Annotated in this window: 13 protein-coding genes and 1 tRNA gene; 1 reads left to right on the top strand and 13 read right to left on the bottom strand. The window is 61.1% G+C overall.

The annotated features are described in order from the left end of the window. Nucleotides 1–43 precede the first annotated feature (43 nt). Complete coding sequence (locus EIY71_RS14110; protein WP_003228885.1) at nt 44–202, top strand: YqaE/Pmp3 family membrane protein; 159 nt, start codon at nt 44–46, stop codon at nt 200–202. Nucleotides 203–205: 3 nt separating this feature from the next. Here EIY71_RS14110 and EIY71_RS14105 read toward each other — a convergent pair whose 3' ends face one another. The 13 genes from EIY71_RS14105 to EIY71_RS14045 all read right to left on the bottom strand — a co-directional run bounded on the left by EIY71_RS14105 (nt 206) and on the right by EIY71_RS14045 (nt 16,199). Next, nucleotides 206–2,014: a S9 family peptidase gene (locus EIY71_RS14105; protein ID WP_134022037.1), complete on the bottom strand. Its 1,809-nt coding sequence runs from the start codon at nt 2,012–2,014 to the stop codon at nt 206–208. Then, a complete protein-coding gene (gene pqqE, locus EIY71_RS14100) occupies nt 1,980–3,119 on the bottom strand; it encodes a pyrroloquinoline quinone biosynthesis protein PqqE (RefSeq protein ID WP_372239287.1) in 1,140 nt (379 codons plus the stop codon). The genes EIY71_RS14105 and pqqE overlap by 35 nt, the downstream gene beginning before the upstream one ends. After that, the gene (gene pqqD / locus EIY71_RS14095; RefSeq protein ID WP_064380313.1) at nt 3,112–3,387 is read right to left on the bottom strand and encodes a pyrroloquinoline quinone biosynthesis peptide chaperone PqqD; all 276 of its coding nucleotides are present in this window, start codon (nt 3,385–3,387) and stop codon (nt 3,112–3,114) included. Before pqqD ends, pqqE begins: the two co-directional genes overlap by 8 nt. After that, nucleotides 3,384–4,136 carry a pyrroloquinoline-quinone synthase PqqC gene (gene pqqC, locus EIY71_RS14090; protein ID WP_011336228.1) on the bottom strand — a complete coding sequence of 251 codons (753 nt, stop codon included), beginning with the start codon at nt 4,134–4,136 and terminating at the stop codon, nt 3,384–3,386. Before pqqC ends, pqqD begins: the two co-directional genes overlap by 4 nt. Nucleotides 4,137–4,157: 21 nt before the next feature. After that, entirely contained in the window at nt 4,158–5,069 is a 912-nt protein-coding gene (gene pqqB / locus EIY71_RS14085; protein ID WP_102685695.1) for a pyrroloquinoline quinone biosynthesis protein PqqB, read from the bottom strand. An 84-nt stretch (nt 5,070–5,153) separates the two neighbouring features. Further along, nucleotides 5,154–5,228 (bottom strand): pyrroloquinoline quinone precursor peptide PqqA, encoded by a 75-nt coding sequence (gene pqqA, locus EIY71_RS14080; RefSeq protein ID WP_003444522.1) that lies wholly within the window; start codon nt 5,226–5,228, stop codon nt 5,154–5,156. A 159-nt stretch (nt 5,229–5,387) separates the two neighbouring features. Continuing rightward, nucleotides 5,388–7,814: a pyrroloquinoline quinone biosynthesis protein PqqF gene (gene pqqF, locus EIY71_RS14075; protein WP_134022033.1), complete on the bottom strand. Its 2,427-nt coding sequence runs from the start codon at nt 7,812–7,814 to the stop codon at nt 5,388–5,390. Nucleotides 7,815–7,852: 38 nt separating this feature from the next. Further along, a complete protein-coding gene (locus EIY71_RS14070; RefSeq protein WP_134022031.1) occupies nt 7,853–8,647 on the bottom strand; it encodes a carbon-nitrogen hydrolase family protein in 795 nt (264 codons plus the stop codon). A 12-nt stretch (nt 8,648–8,659) separates the two neighbouring features. Beyond that, on the bottom strand, nt 8,660–10,342 hold the full coding sequence (locus EIY71_RS14065) for an NAD(P)/FAD-dependent oxidoreductase (RefSeq protein ID WP_085746599.1): 1,683 nt from the start codon (nt 10,340–10,342) through the stop codon (nt 8,660–8,662). 146 nt (nt 10,343–10,488) lie between these two features. After that, nucleotides 10,489–10,950, bottom strand: a complete 462-nt coding sequence (locus EIY71_RS14060; RefSeq protein ID WP_064599860.1) for an Lrp/AsnC family transcriptional regulator — start codon at nt 10,948–10,950, stop codon at nt 10,489–10,491. 107 nt (nt 10,951–11,057) lie between these two features. Next, nucleotides 11,058–12,146, bottom strand: coding sequence for a pyridoxal phosphate-dependent aminotransferase (locus tag EIY71_RS14055; protein WP_134022029.1), 1,089 nt, complete (start codon nt 12,144–12,146; stop codon nt 11,058–11,060). Nucleotides 12,147–12,360: 214 nt separating this feature from the next. Further along, nucleotides 12,361–12,437 (bottom strand) — tRNA-Ile (locus EIY71_RS14050). Between the two features lie 15 nt (nt 12,438–12,452). Then, nucleotides 12,453–16,199: a bifunctional diguanylate cyclase/phosphodiesterase gene (locus EIY71_RS14045; protein ID WP_129972180.1), complete on the bottom strand. Its 3,747-nt coding sequence runs from the start codon at nt 16,197–16,199 to the stop codon at nt 12,453–12,455. Nucleotides 16,200–16,299 lie beyond the last annotated feature (100 nt).

Raw genomic sequence — 16,299 nt, 5'->3', positions numbered from 1 at the left:
TTGTATGGCTCAGGTGAGCCAACCCCCAATCAGGAGCTGCCCCATGGACTTTATCCGCATCATCATCGCCATTCTGTTGCCGCCACTGGGTGTGTTTCTGCAAGTCGGGTTCGGCGGCGCGTTCTGGCTGAACATTCTGCTGACGTTGTGCGGTTATATCCCGGGGATCGTGCACGCGGTGTACATCATCGCCAAGCGCTGAGGGTCAGTCCGTCAAACCCATTACCCGCCGGTAAAACCGCCATTCCTGCTCCAGCGCATGGGCCTGGTTGGCGGCCCGGCGGAAGCCGTGACGTTCATCGGCGTAGTAATGCGCTTCGACCTCAATGCCGTTTTGCTCCAGAGCCGTGACCATGTCGCGGGTCTGTTGCGGCACGACCACGGCGTCCAGTTCGCCCTGAAAGAAAATCACCGGTACGCGAATGTTGCCTGCGTGCAGCAACGGCGTGCGGGCGGCGTAGCGTTCGGCATCTTGCTCCGGATCGCCGATCAGCCAGTCCAGATAATCGCCTTCGAACTTGTGTGTCGCGCGGGCCAGGGCGACCGGGTCACTGACACCATAAAGGCTGGCGCCTGCACGGAACACGTGATGGAACGCCAGGGCACACAACGTCGTGTAACCACCGGCGCTGCCGCCACGGATAAACGCACACTCGCCGTCGATCATGCCGCGTTCGGCCAGATAGGCCACCACTGCGCAGGCATCTTCGACATCCACTGCGCCCCAGCTCAGGTGCAGAGCCTGTCGATACTCCCGGCCATAACCGCTGCTGCCTCGGTAGTTGAGATCGGCGACGGCGAAGCCGCGTTGCGTCCAGTACTGGATGCGCGGGTCAAGCATCGGGTAGCAGGCGGAGGTGGGGCCGCCGTGGATGAACACCACCAACGGCGGTTTCACATCGCCATTCGTGGCCGGGTAAAAGAAGCCGTGTGCTTCACCCGCACCGCTTGGGTAGCGCAGGGTTTGCGGGCGGCTGATGCGCTCGGCGGGCAGCGGTGCAACACCGCCGGCCAGGACATTCACTTCACGAGATTCGCGATCGATGGTGATCACTGCTGAAGGGCTGATCGGTGAAGCGGCAATGCAGTAAATGAATTGATCATCGACAGCCAGATGGCGGAAGCGGCTGTAGTCGCCGGTGAAGTCTTCACCATTGAGCGCCAGACGACCGAAACCGCCTTCGCTCCAACTTGCCAGGAATGCTTCGTCGGTGGGCAACCAGGTGCAGCCGCCAAGTTGCCATGGGGCTGGCGCGTGATCGGCTTCGGCGCTAGCTAACGGTTGCAAACCATTTGCCGACTCGACCCACGGTTGCCAATATCCGCCACGGTCGGTCAGACAGCCCAGTCGGCCATTGGCATCAAAACGCGGTTGCTGGATCGACTCTTCAAGGGTTTCACCCGCCACACAGCGTGGGACGGAAAACCTGCTATCCGAGCGCTCGGCGAGCATCAGTCGGGTGGATGTCCACGGCTGATGCGGACGGCTCCACTCGATCCATGCCAAGCGCTGGCCGTCCGGGCTGATGATCGGCGATGCATAAAAATCCGCGCCTTCAATCAGCCTATGGCGGTCGCCATTCGCCAGATCGATAGCCACCAGCCGATGCCGATCACCGTTCTCTTCAACGGCCAGCACCTGCCCGTTGGCAAAGTGCAGATCACCATATCGGCAATCTCCGGAGGTCAATGCCACGGGCTCGCCGTCCAACGTCTGTCGGTACAACTGCTGGTCCGCCTCGTTGACGAAAACCACCCCGTCAGGCGTCAGGCAAAACGCCCCACCGCCATATTCGTACACCCGGCTGCGCACGCTGAAACCCGTAGGCGTCAGACATTTCGCCACACCATCGCGCCAGTGCCAGATCCGGCACGCGGCGTCTGTCGGGCGATATTCATTCCAGAACAAACCATGGGTGCCAAGTTGCAGCTCGGCAAAATCCACGCCGGCAGCAACCGCGGCGGTGGCGCTGAAAGGCTCAGCCCTTGGCGATGAGGCGCGAGTTTCGTTCATTGCGAAAGGCCAGTTGTTCAATGGTCTGGGTGGCGTGCTCAGCTTCTTCGCGGGCCTTGAGGATCACACCGTGATGTTCGGACTTGCTGCACACCGGGTCGGCATTGCTCGCGTCGCCGGTGAGCATGAAGGCCTGGCAGCGGCAGCCGCCGAAGTCCTGTTGCTTTTCGTCACAGGAGCGGCATGGCTCGGGCATCCAGTCGTAGCCGCGGAAGCGGTTGAAGCCGAACGAGTCGTACCAGATGTGCTGCATGCTGTGGTCGCGCACATTGGGAAATTGTACCGGCAGCTGTCGGGCGCCATGACAGGGCAGGGCGGTGCCGTCTGGTGTGACCGTCAGAAACAGACTGCCCCAGCCATTCATGCAGGCTTTCGGGCGCTCTTCGTAATAGTCCGGGGTTACGAAAATCAGCTTGCACGGATGCCCTTCGGCTTCCAGCTTGGCGCGGTATTCGTTGGTGATGCGTTCGGCGCGAACCAGTTGCTCTTTGGTTGGCAGCAGGCCGACACGATTGAGTTGCGCCCAACCGTAGAACTGGCACGTGGCGAGTTCGACGAAGTCGGCCTCCAGCGCGATGCACAGCTCGATGATGCGGTCGATCTTGTCGATGTTGTGCCGATGGGTGACGAAGTTCAGAACCATCGGATAGCCGTGGGCCTTCACGGCGCGGGCCATTTCCAGTTTCTGCGCGAAGGCTTTTTTCGAGCCGGCCAGCAGGTTGTTCACTTGCTCGTCGCTGGCCTGGAAACTGATCTGGATGTGATCGAGCCCGGCCTTTTTGAAGTCGCTGATCTTCTGTTCGGTCAGGCCGATGCCGGAGGTGATCAGGTTGGTGTAGAAACCCAACTGACGCGCTTCACGGATCAACTCGGCGAGGTCCTGGCGCACCAGCGGTTCGCCGCCGGAGAAGCCCAGTTGCGCCGCGCCCATCTCCCGCGCTTCGCGGAACACCTTGATCCATTGCTCGGTACTCAGCTCTTTGCCCTGCTCGGCGAAATCCAGCGGATTGGAGCAGTACGGGCATTGCAGCGGGCAGCGGTAAGTCAGCTCGGCGAGCAGCCACAGCGGCAGGCCGACCTCAGGCTTGGGCGGCAGATCAGTCAAGGGTGATCCAGTGCTGCGCACGGGCAACCTCCATGAATTGCTCGATGTCGTCACCGAGCTCGGGCACGCCGGGGAACTGTCTGTCGAGTTCGGCGATGATCGCCGCGACATCCCGTTCACCGTCGATCAGGCCGCCGATCAGCGCGGCACTTTCATTGAGTTTGATCATGCCTTCCGGGTACAGCAGCACGTGGCCTTTCTGCGCCGGTTCGTACTGGAAACGGTAGCCGGGACGCCAGGTCGGGGTCTTGCTGCGGTCGAAACTCATAAGGCGATTCCTTTATGCCAGACCCGTTGATCAGTGACGCTGTGATACGGCGGGCGGTTCAGTTCGTAGGCCATGCTCATGGCATCGAGCATGCTCCAAAGGATGTCCAGTTTGAACTGGAGAATTTCCAGCATGCGCTCCTGGCCTTCGCGGGTCTTGTAGTGCTCCAGCGTGATGGCCAGACCATGCTCGACATCGCGCCGGGCCTGACCGAGACGGGTGCGGAAATATTCGTAGCCGGCCGGGTCGATCCACGGGTAGTGCTGCGGCCAGCTGTCGAGACGCGACTGGTGGATCTGCGGCGCGAACAGCTCGGTCAGCGAGCTGCTGGCAGCTTCCTGCCAACTGGCGCGGCGGGCGAAGTTGACGTAGGCATCGACGGCGAAACGCACGCCGGGCAGCACCAGTTCCTGCGAACGCAATTGATCCGGATCGAGACCGACGGCCTGGCCCAGACGCAGCCAGGCTTCGATGCCGCCGTCTTCGCCGGGCGCGCCGTCGTGGTCGAGCAGGCGCTGAATCCATTCGCGGCGGATCTCGCGATCCGGGCAGTTGGCGAGGATCGCCGCGTCTTTCAGGGGGATGTTCACCTGATAGTAGAAGCGGTTGGCGACCCAGCCCTGGATCTGCTCGCGGGTGGCCCGGCCTTCATACATCGCCACGTGATACGGGTGATGAATGTGGTAATAGGCGCCCTTGGCGCGCAGGGCCGCTTCGAATTCGGCGGGGGACAGCGGGGTGTCGGTCATTGCGGTTCTCCGGGCCATTCGTTACAGGACGATGCTCATGCCGTCATACGCCACTTCAACATTGCGCCGAACCAGTTCCGCGCGTTCCGGCGAGTCTTCGTCGAGAATCGGGTTGGTGTTGTTGATGTGGATAAGCACCTTGCGTTGCTCGGGAAGCTGTTCCAGCACTTCGAGCATGCCGCCGGGGCCGTTCTGGGCCAGGTGGCCCATCTCGCGGCCGGTGCGGGTGCCGACGCCACGGCGCTGCATTTCATCGTCGTCCCACATCGTCCCGTCTACCAGCACGCAGTCGCTGCCGGACATGATTTCCAGCAGCGGCGCGTCGACCTTGCCCAGGCCTGGGGCATAGAACAGCTTGCCGCCGGTGCTGAGGTCTTCGACGATCAGGCCGATGTTGTCGCCTGGGTGCGGGTCGAAGCGGTGCGGCGAGTAGGGCGGTGCCGCGCTGCGCAACGGCAGCGGGGTGAAGCGCAGGTTCGGGCAGGCGGCGACGGTGAAGCTCTGGTCAAGTTCGATGCGGTTCCAGTCCAGCCCGCCGTTCCAGTGCTTGAGCATGGTGAACAGCGGGAAACCGGTGCTCAGGTCTTCGTGGACCATGTCCGTGCACCAGACCTGATGCGGGCAGCCTTCGCGCAGGCTGAGCAGGCCGGTGGTGTGGTCGATCTGGCTGTCCATCAGGATGATCGCGCTGATGCCGGTGTCACGCAGGGCACGGCCCGGCTGCATCGGGGCGAAGCTCTGAAGCTGCGCGCGGATGTCCGGCGAGGCGTTGCACAGCACCCAGTTCACGCCGTCATCGGAAATCGCGATGGACGATTGGGTACGGGCCTGGGCATTCAGGCTGCCGTCGCGAAAACCGGCGCAATTGACGCAGTTGCAGTTCCACTGCGGAAAACCGCCACCGGCGGCCGAACCCAGAATCTGGACGAACATGAACGCTCCATCATTTCAACGCTGAAAATAAAACGCCCCGGCGAGCCGAGGCGTTGCACTGCAGTGTTCTGCTTGAGGCAGGACTCAGCGGCTGGCGAAGTACATGGTGACTTCGAAGCCGATGCGCAGGTCGGTGTAAGCAGGTTTGGTCCAAGCCATCGGGTGACTCCTTTTTCAGGTGGGTGGGATAGCGCTATCCATAGGTATAGTCCACGGCAGCGCAGGGATGTTCCAAATAGTTAGGTGGCTATGTTACTCAAAATTTCAGGGGGTTGGCCCGTGAATCTTTGAGAAAGCTCCTTGCAGCCCCGGTAATGATCATTTTGCCGCTTGCCATGGCGCGTCCGGCGAAGCGGCGTTGGAGAGGCCGTGCCAGCCGCCCTCGGCGCGGATCAGACGTTGTGCGGCGGCCAGCAATGCCGGGCGATCCAGTTGGGCGATGGCGCTGCGCAGATGGGCCAGATAATCCGACGAGTGGCCGGCGAGGCGGGCCTGCCACAGGAGTTCGGCCGCATCTTTGCCGGACAGGACGCTGTCATCGAACTGATCGACAAGCGTCTGGCGTTGCCGGGCGAGGCTCGCGTCATCAAGTCGTTCGACAAGGGCTGGCAGGCTATCGAGAAACTGCTGAATGTGACCGAGCAATTGCGCGGCGGTGGCCGTGGGCGATTGCACACCGAACAGCAATCCGGTCTGGCCGTGGAGCTGACGCAGCCCGCTGAACACCGCATAACCCAGTTGCAGTTCGACGCGCAGGCGTTGGTAGAACGGTGTCTGGCACAGATGCGCTAGCAGGCGCCACGCGGCTTCGTCGGCGATCTCGTGGCTGGCGGTCGGGCAGAACAGCAGCAAGGCGTGTTCGCTGGACGCGCTGTCGATCTGACTCCACCGGTATCCGGCGTTGATTGCCGAGGGTGCGGGAATTTGATTGTCCGGGATGCCGGGGATGCGACTCAGGGCCAGACCCATGGCTGACTGGGTTTGTGGGCTTAACCCCAAAGCCAGACCGTCCCAGCGGGAAGTTGTCCACAGGTGAGCGGCGTCATCGGATTTGCCTACCGCTGGCAGGCATTTTTCCGGCAGTACTTTGAGCAGCTGGCGGATCGGTATCAGCGCAGGTTGCGGCTCGCCTTTCGCGGAATCGGCGCCCACTTGTGTCAGAGATTTCAGTGCGTGCTCCAGGACAACGGGCAGCGTGTCCTGCAGGCCAGTGAGTTTCAGCAGCCACTGATTAGCTGCGGCGCTGAAGGACAACTCGACCCCGGCCTGACGCGCGTCGTCGGAAATCTCCCGCAGACTGCGTTGCAGTTTCGCTTGCAGCTCGGCCGTGGCCGCTGCTTCCGTCTGCCAGCGAACATACACCGCACCTTCGTCATCGTTATCCGGCAGCGCCTGGCTGAATTGCATCGGCGAACGTTCGCGTCGGCTGCGCGAGCGATCCTGAGCGAACGTGCGCAGCCCACGGTGGGCGCTGGTTTGGCCGCGGATCAGGCCGGCGTTGGCCAGCGGTTCGGCTACGCGCAGGAACGGATTGGCAGCGGGCAGATGCCAGTGACTGCTGAAGTTATCCACAGTGCCGATTTTGCCGAGAATCACTTTGAGCGCTGCAACGGCCGATTCGCAGAGGCCGCTTTCGAGTTGTTCGCTGTCGAGTCGCGCCAGTTGCAACGCACCGCTGACCTGCTGCTGACGTTGAAGCTGTGCCGAATATTCCTCGCGTAGTGCCGGCCAGTCCTGCTGCGCTGCGAAGAAGCTCAACCAGTCGAGAAACTGTGCGCGGATGGCGTCGAGTGACCCGGATGCCCCAGTGAACTGAAGATGTAGAAAAGCTTGCCCAGCAAATTGATAAGGCACACAGGCCTGTAAGTCTTCCGCGAATCCCTGCTGCTGCAAGTGAGCGAGCAGCCCACCGGGTTTGGCGCTGTTCAACCAGTGACAGAAAAACGCCAGTGCCTCGGCCGACGACTCCGGCAAATCCTCTAACGCAAACAGCAGATTGCCGTGCCGCTCGCCGACCTGTTGATAACTTTTCTGTGGAATGTCCATCAAGCGAACGGGGGCTGCCTGTGAAGTTTTATCCCCAGCTGTCAGCGCGGCGGCAAACTGCTCCGCCAGCGCTCGCAGTTCTTCCACGTTCTGCGGTCCGACCAGACTCAGGATCATCTGCCCGGTGCGGTAAAACTGCTGATGGAAATCTCTCAACGCCTGCTGAAAATCCGCTTGTTCAACCGGCAGGCTGTCGCGGTTTCCGGCATGAAAGCCGCGCAAAGGATGTGCTGCCGACAATCCCTCAAACAGCGCCTCTTTCTGCTGAGCCGCAGCATCCTGCGTCCACGCGACAAACTCCGCCTGCAACACTTCCCGCTCCCGCAACTGATCGTCCGGATCCATACGCGGCCGGGCGAGCATGTCTGACAGACGCTCCAGCCCGGCGCTGAACGACGCTGGCGGCAATTCAAAGAAGAAATCGGTGGTGCGCTCGCGGGTGCTGGCATTCACCTGACCGCCGTGACCTTGCACGTAGGCCATCAGCCCTTGCTGTGCAGGAAAACGCTCGGTGCCGAGAAACAGCAAATGCTCAAGAAAATGCGCCAGCCCCGGCCACGCCAACGGCACGTCATGACTGCCGGCAGCCACCCGCAACGCGGCGGCGCTGCGCTTCAGACCGGGCATGTGGCGCAGGGTCACGCGCAAGCCGTTGGTCAGGGTTTCGGTGTGGGGGCGGGGGTGAGTCGACGCAGGCATGGGCACTTCCAGAACAGTGAAGTGCCAATGCTAGCGGATTAGCGCTTGTTGAGCGCGTCGTAAAGTTCGGGGCGGCGGTCGTTGAAGTAGCGGTTGGCGTTGCGCGAGTCGACCATCAACTGGCGATCCAGCTCACCGACGATCAAGGCTTCGTCCAGTCCGGCCTGGGCGATGCGGCTGCCATCCGGCGCGGCAATGCTGCTTTGCCCGCAGTAATGAATGTCGCCTTCGTGGCCGCAGTAGTTGGCGTAAGCCACGTAGCACTGGTTTTCGAAGGCGCGGGAGCGCACGGAAACATCGGCAATGAAATCAAAAGGAATCATGTTCGCCGTCGGCACCAGAATCAGCTCGGCGCCTTCAAGGGCCAGGCGCCGGGCGTTTTCCGGGAACTCCAGGTCGTAGCAGATCAGGAAACCGAGCTTCCAGCCGTTGAGCTCGACGATGGGAAACTCGCCATCGCCGGGGCTGAACATCGAACGGTCCAGATCGCCGAACAGATGCGTCTTGCGGTAATTGCACAGGCGCTCGCCGTTCGAATCGATCAACTGCACAGCGTTGTAGATCTGTCCTTCGGCGGTGCGCTCAGGATAACCGTAGAGAATCGCCAGGCCGGCAGCTTTGGCGATTCGCCCAACCTGCTGCGCCCATTCGCCGTTATAGACCTCGGCCAATGTCGCAACCGCATCCTTGCCGATGTTGTAGCCGGTCAGGAACATCTCCGGCACCACCAGCAGGTCGGCGCCTTTGGCCTCCATCGCCAGTTGATGCAAGCGCTGAAGGTTGGCGGCGGGTTCCAGTGGCAGCGGTGGACATTGGTAAAGGGCTACACGCATCGGGGATTCCTCTTACTCGGGCAGGGCGATCGGGCCGATGTCTTTGAACACATCACCCGGGCCGGGGTTCTCTTTATGTGTGGACCCGCCGAAGTGCTTCATGATTCCCCACACCGCGTTGAGCGAGGTCTGTACCGCGCCTTCGACCCAGGCCGGGGTCCACGACACGTCGTCGCCGGCGATGAAAATCCCGCGCTGCTCCGGCGGCATGTCGTCCTGCATGAAGTGCGCGTACATGCGCTGGTTGTAGCGATAGTGGCCGGGCAGGGCGCCCTTGAACGCGCCGAGGAAGTGCGGGTCGGCTTCCCACGACACGGTGATCGGATCGCCGATGATCCGCGCGGCGATGTCGACTTTCGGGTAGATCTTCTTCAGCGCATCCAGCGCCAGTTTCACGCGTTTCTCCACCGGGTGCGGGAGCATCTTCAGCGCATCGCTCATCCACGAGTACGACAGGCAGATCACGCCCGGCTTGTCGTCGCCGTTGTCGAACAGGTAGGTGCCACGGGTCAGGCGATCGGTGAGGGTCATGCTCATCAGGTCACGGCCAGTTTCCGGGTCCTTGTCCTTCCAGAACGGGCGGTCGACCATCACGAAGGTCTTCGACGATTGCATGTAGCGAGTGCGGTCCAGCGCCATCCACATCTTCTGCGAGAACAGGCTTTCGTCGCATTCGATCTGGGTGGTCAGCAGCCAGCTCTGGCAGGTGGTCAGTACGGCGGCGTATTCGCGGGTGTCGCCGTTGTTGTCGGTGACCGCGAAACGTCCGTCAGGTGCGTGGGCGATTTTCTTCACCCCGGAGCGCGGTGCGCCGTGGTGCAGAGATTTCAGGCTGGTGCCTTGCGGCCAGTGCACGCAGCGCTCCGGCGCATGACGCCAGATGCCTTGTGGCACTTGCTCCACGCCGCCGACCACCAGATGCTGGTGATCGTCGCAGTTGGTCATCACGACGCGGAAGATTTCCAGCATCGAGTTGGGGAAATCCGAGTCCCAGCCACCGGTACCGAAACCGACCTGGCCGAACACTTCGCGGTGATGGAACGACAGTTTGGCGAAGGCTTTCGAGGTGGCAACGAAGTCGTAGAAGGTGCGGTCGTCCCACAGCGGAACCAGAGTGTTCCACAGCTCCTTGAGGCGTGGCACGTCACGGTCGCGAATCGCTTGCTGGATATCGGCGAACTGCGAACCGGCCTCCAGAGCGTCGGCCCAGGCGTCAGCCACTTCCTGGAACAGTGCAGGAAGATCCTTCAGGCTCTGTGCGTAATGGGTTTTGCCTTCCAGGTCGATCACGGTGCTGCCGGAGGCCGGCGTCAGCGGGTTGGGGAAGGGCTTGGTTTCGAGGCCGAGCTTGTCGACGTAGTGATAGAACGCGGTGGACGACACCGGGAAGCGCATGCCGCCGAGCTCGGCGACGATGCCGTCAGTGCCGTTGAACGCTTGGGAGCGCAGGCGACCGCCAAGCTTCGAGGCCTCGTACACTACGGGTTTCAGGCCGAGTTTCATCAGCTCATAAGCCGCCACCAGACCGGCGATGCCAGCACCCACGATTGCCACTTCGGCACCGTGGTTGTGCTCGGGAATGCTACCCAGGCCGGCCGGGTGTTCGATCCAGTCGTCGAAGGCGAAAGGAAAGTCCGGACCGAAAATGGTGATCGGTTTCTTACCGTCTGCAGGATGGCGATTGTTCTTGTTCATGGCTGACCTTGCTGGCGACCCGACGCTGGATGCGCGTCTGAGTATAGGAAAAGATGCCAGCCATTCTAGGGAGCGTAGAACACGTTAATAAGACGCAAAATGTCGTCGTTTTGAGCGTTAGTACTGCGATATGACGAAAGCGATGGTCAAACTGGATGCCCGCGATCGATCTTGCTGCTGAGGATGATCGACGTCGTGGTCTTCTCCACACCGTCTACGCTGCCGATCTGATCCAGAAGCTGATCGAGCTGCTCCGGCGAATCGGTCCGCAGCCACGCCACATAATCGAATTCACCACTAACAGCGCACAATTGCTGCACCTGAGCCATCGCGCTCAACCGGCGCAACACCTCTTTGCCGGAGCGTGGCTGCACCTTGATTCCGACGTAAGCCTGCAAGCCGCCATCCACGACACGCTGACCCAGACGCACGCCGTAGCCAGTGATGACCTTGGCCTTTTCCAGACGCGCCAGTCGCGAAGTCACGGTCGTGCGGGCGATCCCCAATTGCCGGGCCAGCATCGCCACGCTCTCGCGGGCGTTGATTTGCAGGGCCGCGATCAACTGTCGGTCAATTTCATCAAGCACGGGTGGGCGGATGTCGGACAAGGGGCGTCTCCATGGGCGCGGATCTTTGGTTGCGCATGTTACAGGCTCGGCCGGCGGTAAGCTTGTGGGCGATACTCGCGCGGTTTTCCATAGGGACTGTCTTGATATCAGACGCTGGCAAATGCCTCACGAAACCGTCGCATGTCGTCTTCCGTACCAACGCTGACCCGAATCCACGTCGGCCACTCTTTCCATACCCGGCCCACCTTGACCCGGCGATCGGCCAACGCCTGCACCACCTCCCTGGCAGAACGTTTCACGTCGATCATGAAGCAGTTGGCCTGCGACACCGTGCAGCGAAAACCGCGAGCGGTCAGCCAGGTGATTGTCTCGTCACGCAGCCTCGTGTTGGTGTGCTTGCGCTGTGGCAGCAACTGCGTGTCCTCGAGACTGGCTATGCCGCCCAACAGCGAAGGGGCCGCCGGCACGTTGTAATTGCCGAACACCTCCAGTTGCTCCAGCAGGGCGGGGTTGGCTATCGCGATACCCAGACGGGCGCCTGCCATGCCATAGATTTTCGAGAAAGTTCGCAGCACCATCAGTTCGGGATGATCCTTGACCAGCGGAATGCAGGTCGGCGCATTCGAGAAGTCGATATAGGCCTCGTCCACCAACAGAATCGTTCCTTTTGGCTTGTTCGCCAGCGCGAGCAGGATATCTGCGTGTGGCGTCACAGTACCGGTCGGATTATTCGGATTGCAGACGTAGATCAGTCCCGCCTGCGGATCGGCCGCCAGCATGTGTGGAAGATCATGGGCATGATCAGGATTCAGTGCTATCTCGTGGACCGCGACCTGTCTGCCGCGAGCCGCCTCGACAGGGTCTTCATAAGAGGGCGACGCAACGACCAGGCTACCCTGTCGAGTGAAGGCGTGAACCGCATGCTGCAAGGCCAGTTTGGAGCCGCAGAAAGTCTGAACATACTCCTCCGGTATGCCTTGTTGGCGGGCAAACAGAGCGTTGAGTCGGTACTGGATCTTGTAGGGATAACGCCCGCACAGTGCAATGCCTTCCTGCATCGCCTGTCGGGCGGCGAGCGCCGGTCCCCAGGGGCTCTCGTTGAAATTGATCAGTACCTCATCGCCGGGTACTGGTGCCGGTGCATCCTGACGTTGCGCCTGCCCCCAGGATGACTGCGCGAGCAGGGGAAGTGCTGCGGCGATTCCCATCAGTGAACGGCGAGTGACATCAACCATAAAAATTCCTTTTTCGAATCATCAGATGAGCCTCGGCTTTGGGTGCCAGGACATATGGTGTAACGAAATGGTTAGTTGTCGATTTAGACGGGCATGAGGCAAGCCCTGTTTACGCTTTCAGAAGTCGCACGCTTTGAAGGGAGATGGGACGACGGCCTCGTGGCGGGAAAGACAGAAACGAAAAAGCCGCACATAAGCGCGGCTTTTTCATGTTTGGTGGGCCCACACGGACTTGAACCGTGGACCAAAGGATTATGAGTCCTCTGCTCTAACCAACTGAGCTATAGGCCCTCAGTAGGCCGCGGATTATAGCGACGGTTTCTCGGCTGTGCTATCCGAAAAATCTGATACGGCTATGCGAAGAAACGTCGCGGCAAACTCTTCTGGTGGCAGCGGCAGGCTGACGATGTAGCCCTGGATCTGTTCACAGCCTTCGGCGGCGAGGAATTGTTGCTGGGCCTGGGTTTCCACGCCTTCGGCGATCACGGTGAATTGCATGCTGCGGCCCAGGGCGATGATGGCGCGGACGATCGCCGCGTCGTGCGGGTCGTCGGGCAGTCCGCGAACGAAAGACTGGTCGATCTTGAGGATGTCCAGAGGCAGGCGCTTGAGGTAACTCAGCGAGGAATAACCGGTGCCGAAGTCGTCGATGGCCAGTTGCACGCCCAGGTGTTTGAGCTGATGCAGCACCGCCAGCGCTTCTTCAGCCTGGCTCATGATGAAGTTTTCGGTAATTTCCAGTTGCAGTAATTCCGGCCGCAGGCGGTTGTCCTTGAGCAGTTGCTCGATGCGTCCCAACAGGTTCGGCTGGCGCAGTTGTGCGCCGGCGAGGTTCACCGACAGCGGGCCGAGGGATTCGTAGATCTGGCCCCACTCGAACATCTGCCGGCAGGCGGTTTCCAGCACCCAGTCGCCGATTTGCAGAATCATCCCGTTCTCTTCCGCCAGCGGGATGAAGTGCTCCGGCGGCACATCGCCGAAGTTCGGGTGGCGCCAGCGGATCAAGGCTTCGGCGCCGACCAGGCTGTGATCGTCGAGGCTGATTTTCGGTTGGTAATAGAGGTACAACTCTTCGCGCTCGATGGCCCGGCGAAGTTCGTGCTCCAGTGCCACGCGTTCGCTGGCCTGGGCGGTGAGGTCGCGGGTGTAGCTTTCGACCCGGTTGCGGCCCTTGGCCTTGGAGCGGTACATCGCTGCGTCCGCGTTCTTGATCAGGGTCGCGACATCGCAGCCGTCGCGCGGGTAAAGGCTGGTGCCGATGCTGGCGCTGATGAAAAACTCGTGCTCGCCAGCCTGGAACGGTGCGCCAAAGCAGTTCAGCAGTTTGGTGGCGATGTTGTCTGCATCGCCGGGCTGCTGCAAGCCAGGCAGCAGAATGATGAATTCGTCGCCACCCAGCCGCGCGACGGTGTCGATATCGCGCAGTTGCTCCTTGAGGCGCACGGCGATGCCCTTGAGCAGCAAATCGCCGACCGGGTGACCGAGGCTGTCGTTGATGTGCTTGAAACGGTCGAGGTCGAGGAACAGCACTGCGCCCTGACCGCCGTTTTCCTGCTGACTGTTGAGTGCCATCAGCAGGCGACTTTCGAACAGCGTGCGGTTTGGCAGGCCGGTGAGCGGGTCGTGATGCGCCTGATAGTCGAGTTTGGCCTGGGCGTGCTTGAGGCTGGAGATATCGGCGAACACCGCAACGAAGTGGGTGATGAACTTGTCGCGGTTGCGCACGGCGCTGATGGTCAGCCAGCTCGGGTACAGCTCGCCATTTTTGCGCCGGTTGGAGATTTCGCCCTGCCAATGGCCTTCGTCAGTCAATTGATGCCACATCGCCGCGTAAAACGCGCTGTCGTGCAGGCCGGACGCAAGCAGGCGCGGGGTATGACCGAGCGCTTCGCTTTCGCTGTAACCGGTGATTTCGGTGAAGGCCCGGTTCACGGCGCTGATGTGTTGCTGGGTGTCGGTGATCAGCACGCCCTCGGCAGTACTTTCGAACACGGTCGCAGCCTGTTGCAGCTTTTCCTGCATGAGGTGGCGCTCGGTGATGTCTCGGGCGATGGTCAGCATGCAGTCTTCGTCGCCGATCGGTAGCGGACGGCTGGACACTTCGCAGAGGCGGATCTGCCCGTCGCTGCGGCGGATGTGGCAGCTGAAATCGCGGACAAAACCGTCGCGGTGCAGCAGGTCGAGCATTTGCTTGCGTTCGTTGAGGTTGACCCAGATTCCCAGGTCCAGCGCCGAGCGATCCACCGACATCGCGCTGTTGAAACCGGTGATACGACTGAAACCTTCGTTGACCTCCAGCAGCAGGCCATCGCTCTGGCGCGACAACAGCAGGCCGTCCGGCGAGGCGTGGAAGGCCTTGGCGAACTTTTCTTCGGAGGTTTGCAGTTGCTGTTGGGTTTCCTTGAGCTGGGTAATGTCGCGCACCACCACGACCAGCGCCGGTGTCGTGTCGAGCTCGAAGGGCTCGGCGGAAATCAGCCCGGTAAACACCTGGCCATTGCTGCGACGAAAGGGCATCTCCAGGTTGCGAATGCTGCCGGCTTGCAGGCGCTGAAGCAGGCCCGGGCCAACCCCTGGAATGCCCCAGATGTTGAGTTCGGTGGCTGTCTGGCCAATCACTTCTTCGGCCTTGAGCCCGATCTGTTCTTCAAAAGCTTCGTTGACCTCCAGCAGGCAGCCGTCGGAGAGCCGGGCGATGACCAGAATGTCCGGGCATTGCTGGAATACCGAAGCGAATTTCTGTTCCGACAGGCGCAACGCCTCTTCGGTGCGTTTGGTTTCGCTGATGTCGATCATCAGGCCGCGCATCACCGGTTCGTGGCCGTGTTCGATCAGGCTGACGATGTCGCGTACCCACAAGCAACGGCCGTCTGCGGTGATGACGCGGTAATCGAGACTGTGATCGCGCCCGGCCAGCACTTCGTGATCGCAGAAGCTCTGGGCACGAGTCAGATCGGCAGGGTGAATGATGTTGCGCCAAAAGCCTGGAATCAGCCAATGGGACAGCGGATAGCCGAGCAGATCCTCGGCGTGGGGCGAAACATAGCTGTAGGTGAAATCGCTGATCCGCGCTTCCCAGGCGATGGCTGAGAGACTCTCCACCAGCCCGCGATAGTGGTATTCGCTGCTGCGCAGTTCCTGTTCAAGGTCGATGCGTCGGGCGATTTCCGAGCTCAGGCGCCGGTTGATGCGGATCACCACTGCCAGGACGATGACCAGAAGCGATAGCCCCGGTAAACCGTAAACCAGCAGATCCGACCAGAATGTCCGGTGATCGAGGACGTTGCCGACCCAGTGCTCCTGAATGCTGCTGATTTCCTCCGGGGACATGTCGGCCAGCACCTTGTCGAGAATCCCCACCAGCATTTTGTTGTCCCGGGGGACGCCCATCGCCAGCTGGTAGCGATAAGGGGTTTCGCCGCTGACATACAAACCATCCAGTTTGAGCTGGCGCAGGCTCCAGACACTGGAGGCCAGATCGCCGACCACCGCGTCGACTTCATCGGTAGCCAGGGCCTGCAATGCGGAGCTGACGTTGGGCATCGCCACCAGGTTCAGGTCGGGGTGATGTGTGCGCAACAGTTCGTGGGGTGCGTAGTTTTCGACTACGGCGATCTTGAGGCCGTAAAGATCCTCGAGCTTGCGCGGTTGCGGGCCGCCGACGTGGGCGAGGATGACGATCGGAAAGTCGAGATAAGGGCGGGTGAATGACAGGTAACTCTGGCGTTCCGGGGTGGACATGATGCCCGGCAGCAGGTCGATCGTGCCGTTTTTCGCCTGTTCGAGCACCACGGTCCAGCTCACCGGCTCGATGGGGGTGAGTTTGATCGCCAGGCGCTGGCGAATCACATCGATATAGTCCGCTGCCAGACCCTGATAGCGGTTCTGGTCGTCGCGGAACTCGAAGGGCGGCCACGACGCATCCACACCCAGGCGCAAGTCCGGGTGAGCCGCCAGCCAGCGACGTTCTTCATCGGTCAGAGTCAGCGCGTCAGCCGTTGCGGTCCAGATCATCAGTGACAGCAAAAAAAGCACGGACGCCAGTCTGGGCATAACGGTCTCGTTATGGCTCGGGGGAATGTTTCGAGTGTAGACGGGCTGTGCGCGGGGGGAGGGCGGTGCGAGGTATTTAATCTGCGCTAAAAACAAAACC

It is taken from the genome of Pseudomonas sp. CH235, assembly GCF_004368175.1.
In the GTDB taxonomy this organism is placed as follows: domain Bacteria; phylum Pseudomonadota; class Gammaproteobacteria; order Pseudomonadales; family Pseudomonadaceae; genus Aquipseudomonas; species Aquipseudomonas paraglycinae.
The sequence above is the reverse complement of the archived record's forward strand: the minus strand, read 5'-3'. Positions and strand labels throughout refer to the sequence as shown.

Excerpts from the sequence above, each read along its gene's own strand:
- EIY71_RS14110 (WP_003228885.1), top strand. The coding sequence starts at position 44 with ATGGACTTTATCCGCATCATCATCGCCATTCTGTTGCCGCCACTGGGT.
- EIY71_RS14105 (WP_134022037.1), bottom strand. The coding sequence starts at position 2,014 with ATGAACGAAACTCGCGCCTCATCGCCAAGGGCTGAGCCTTTCAGCGCC.
- pqqD (WP_064380313.1), bottom strand. The coding sequence starts at position 3,387 with ATGAGTTTCGACCGCAGCAAGACCCCGACCTGGCGTCCCGGCTACCGT.
- pqqC (WP_011336228.1), bottom strand. The coding sequence starts at position 4,136 with ATGACCGACACCCCGCTGTCCCCCGCCGAATTCGAAGCGGCCCTGCGC.
- pqqB (WP_102685695.1), bottom strand. The coding sequence starts at position 5,069 with ATGTTCGTCCAGATTCTGGGTTCGGCCGCCGGTGGCGGTTTTCCGCAG.
- pqqF (WP_134022033.1), bottom strand. The coding sequence starts at position 7,814 with ATGCCTGCGTCGACTCACCCCCGCCCCCACACCGAAACCCTGACCAAC.
- EIY71_RS14070 (WP_134022031.1), bottom strand. The coding sequence starts at position 8,647 with ATGCGTGTAGCCCTTTACCAATGTCCACCGCTGCCACTGGAACCCGCC.
- EIY71_RS14065 (WP_085746599.1), bottom strand. The coding sequence starts at position 10,342 with ATGAACAAGAACAATCGCCATCCTGCAGACGGTAAGAAACCGATCACC.
- EIY71_RS14055 (WP_134022029.1), bottom strand. The coding sequence starts at position 12,146 with ATGGTTGATGTCACTCGCCGTTCACTGATGGGAATCGCCGCAGCACTT.
- EIY71_RS14045 (WP_129972180.1), bottom strand. The coding sequence starts at position 16,199 with ATGCCCAGACTGGCGTCCGTGCTTTTTTTGCTGTCACTGATGATCTGG.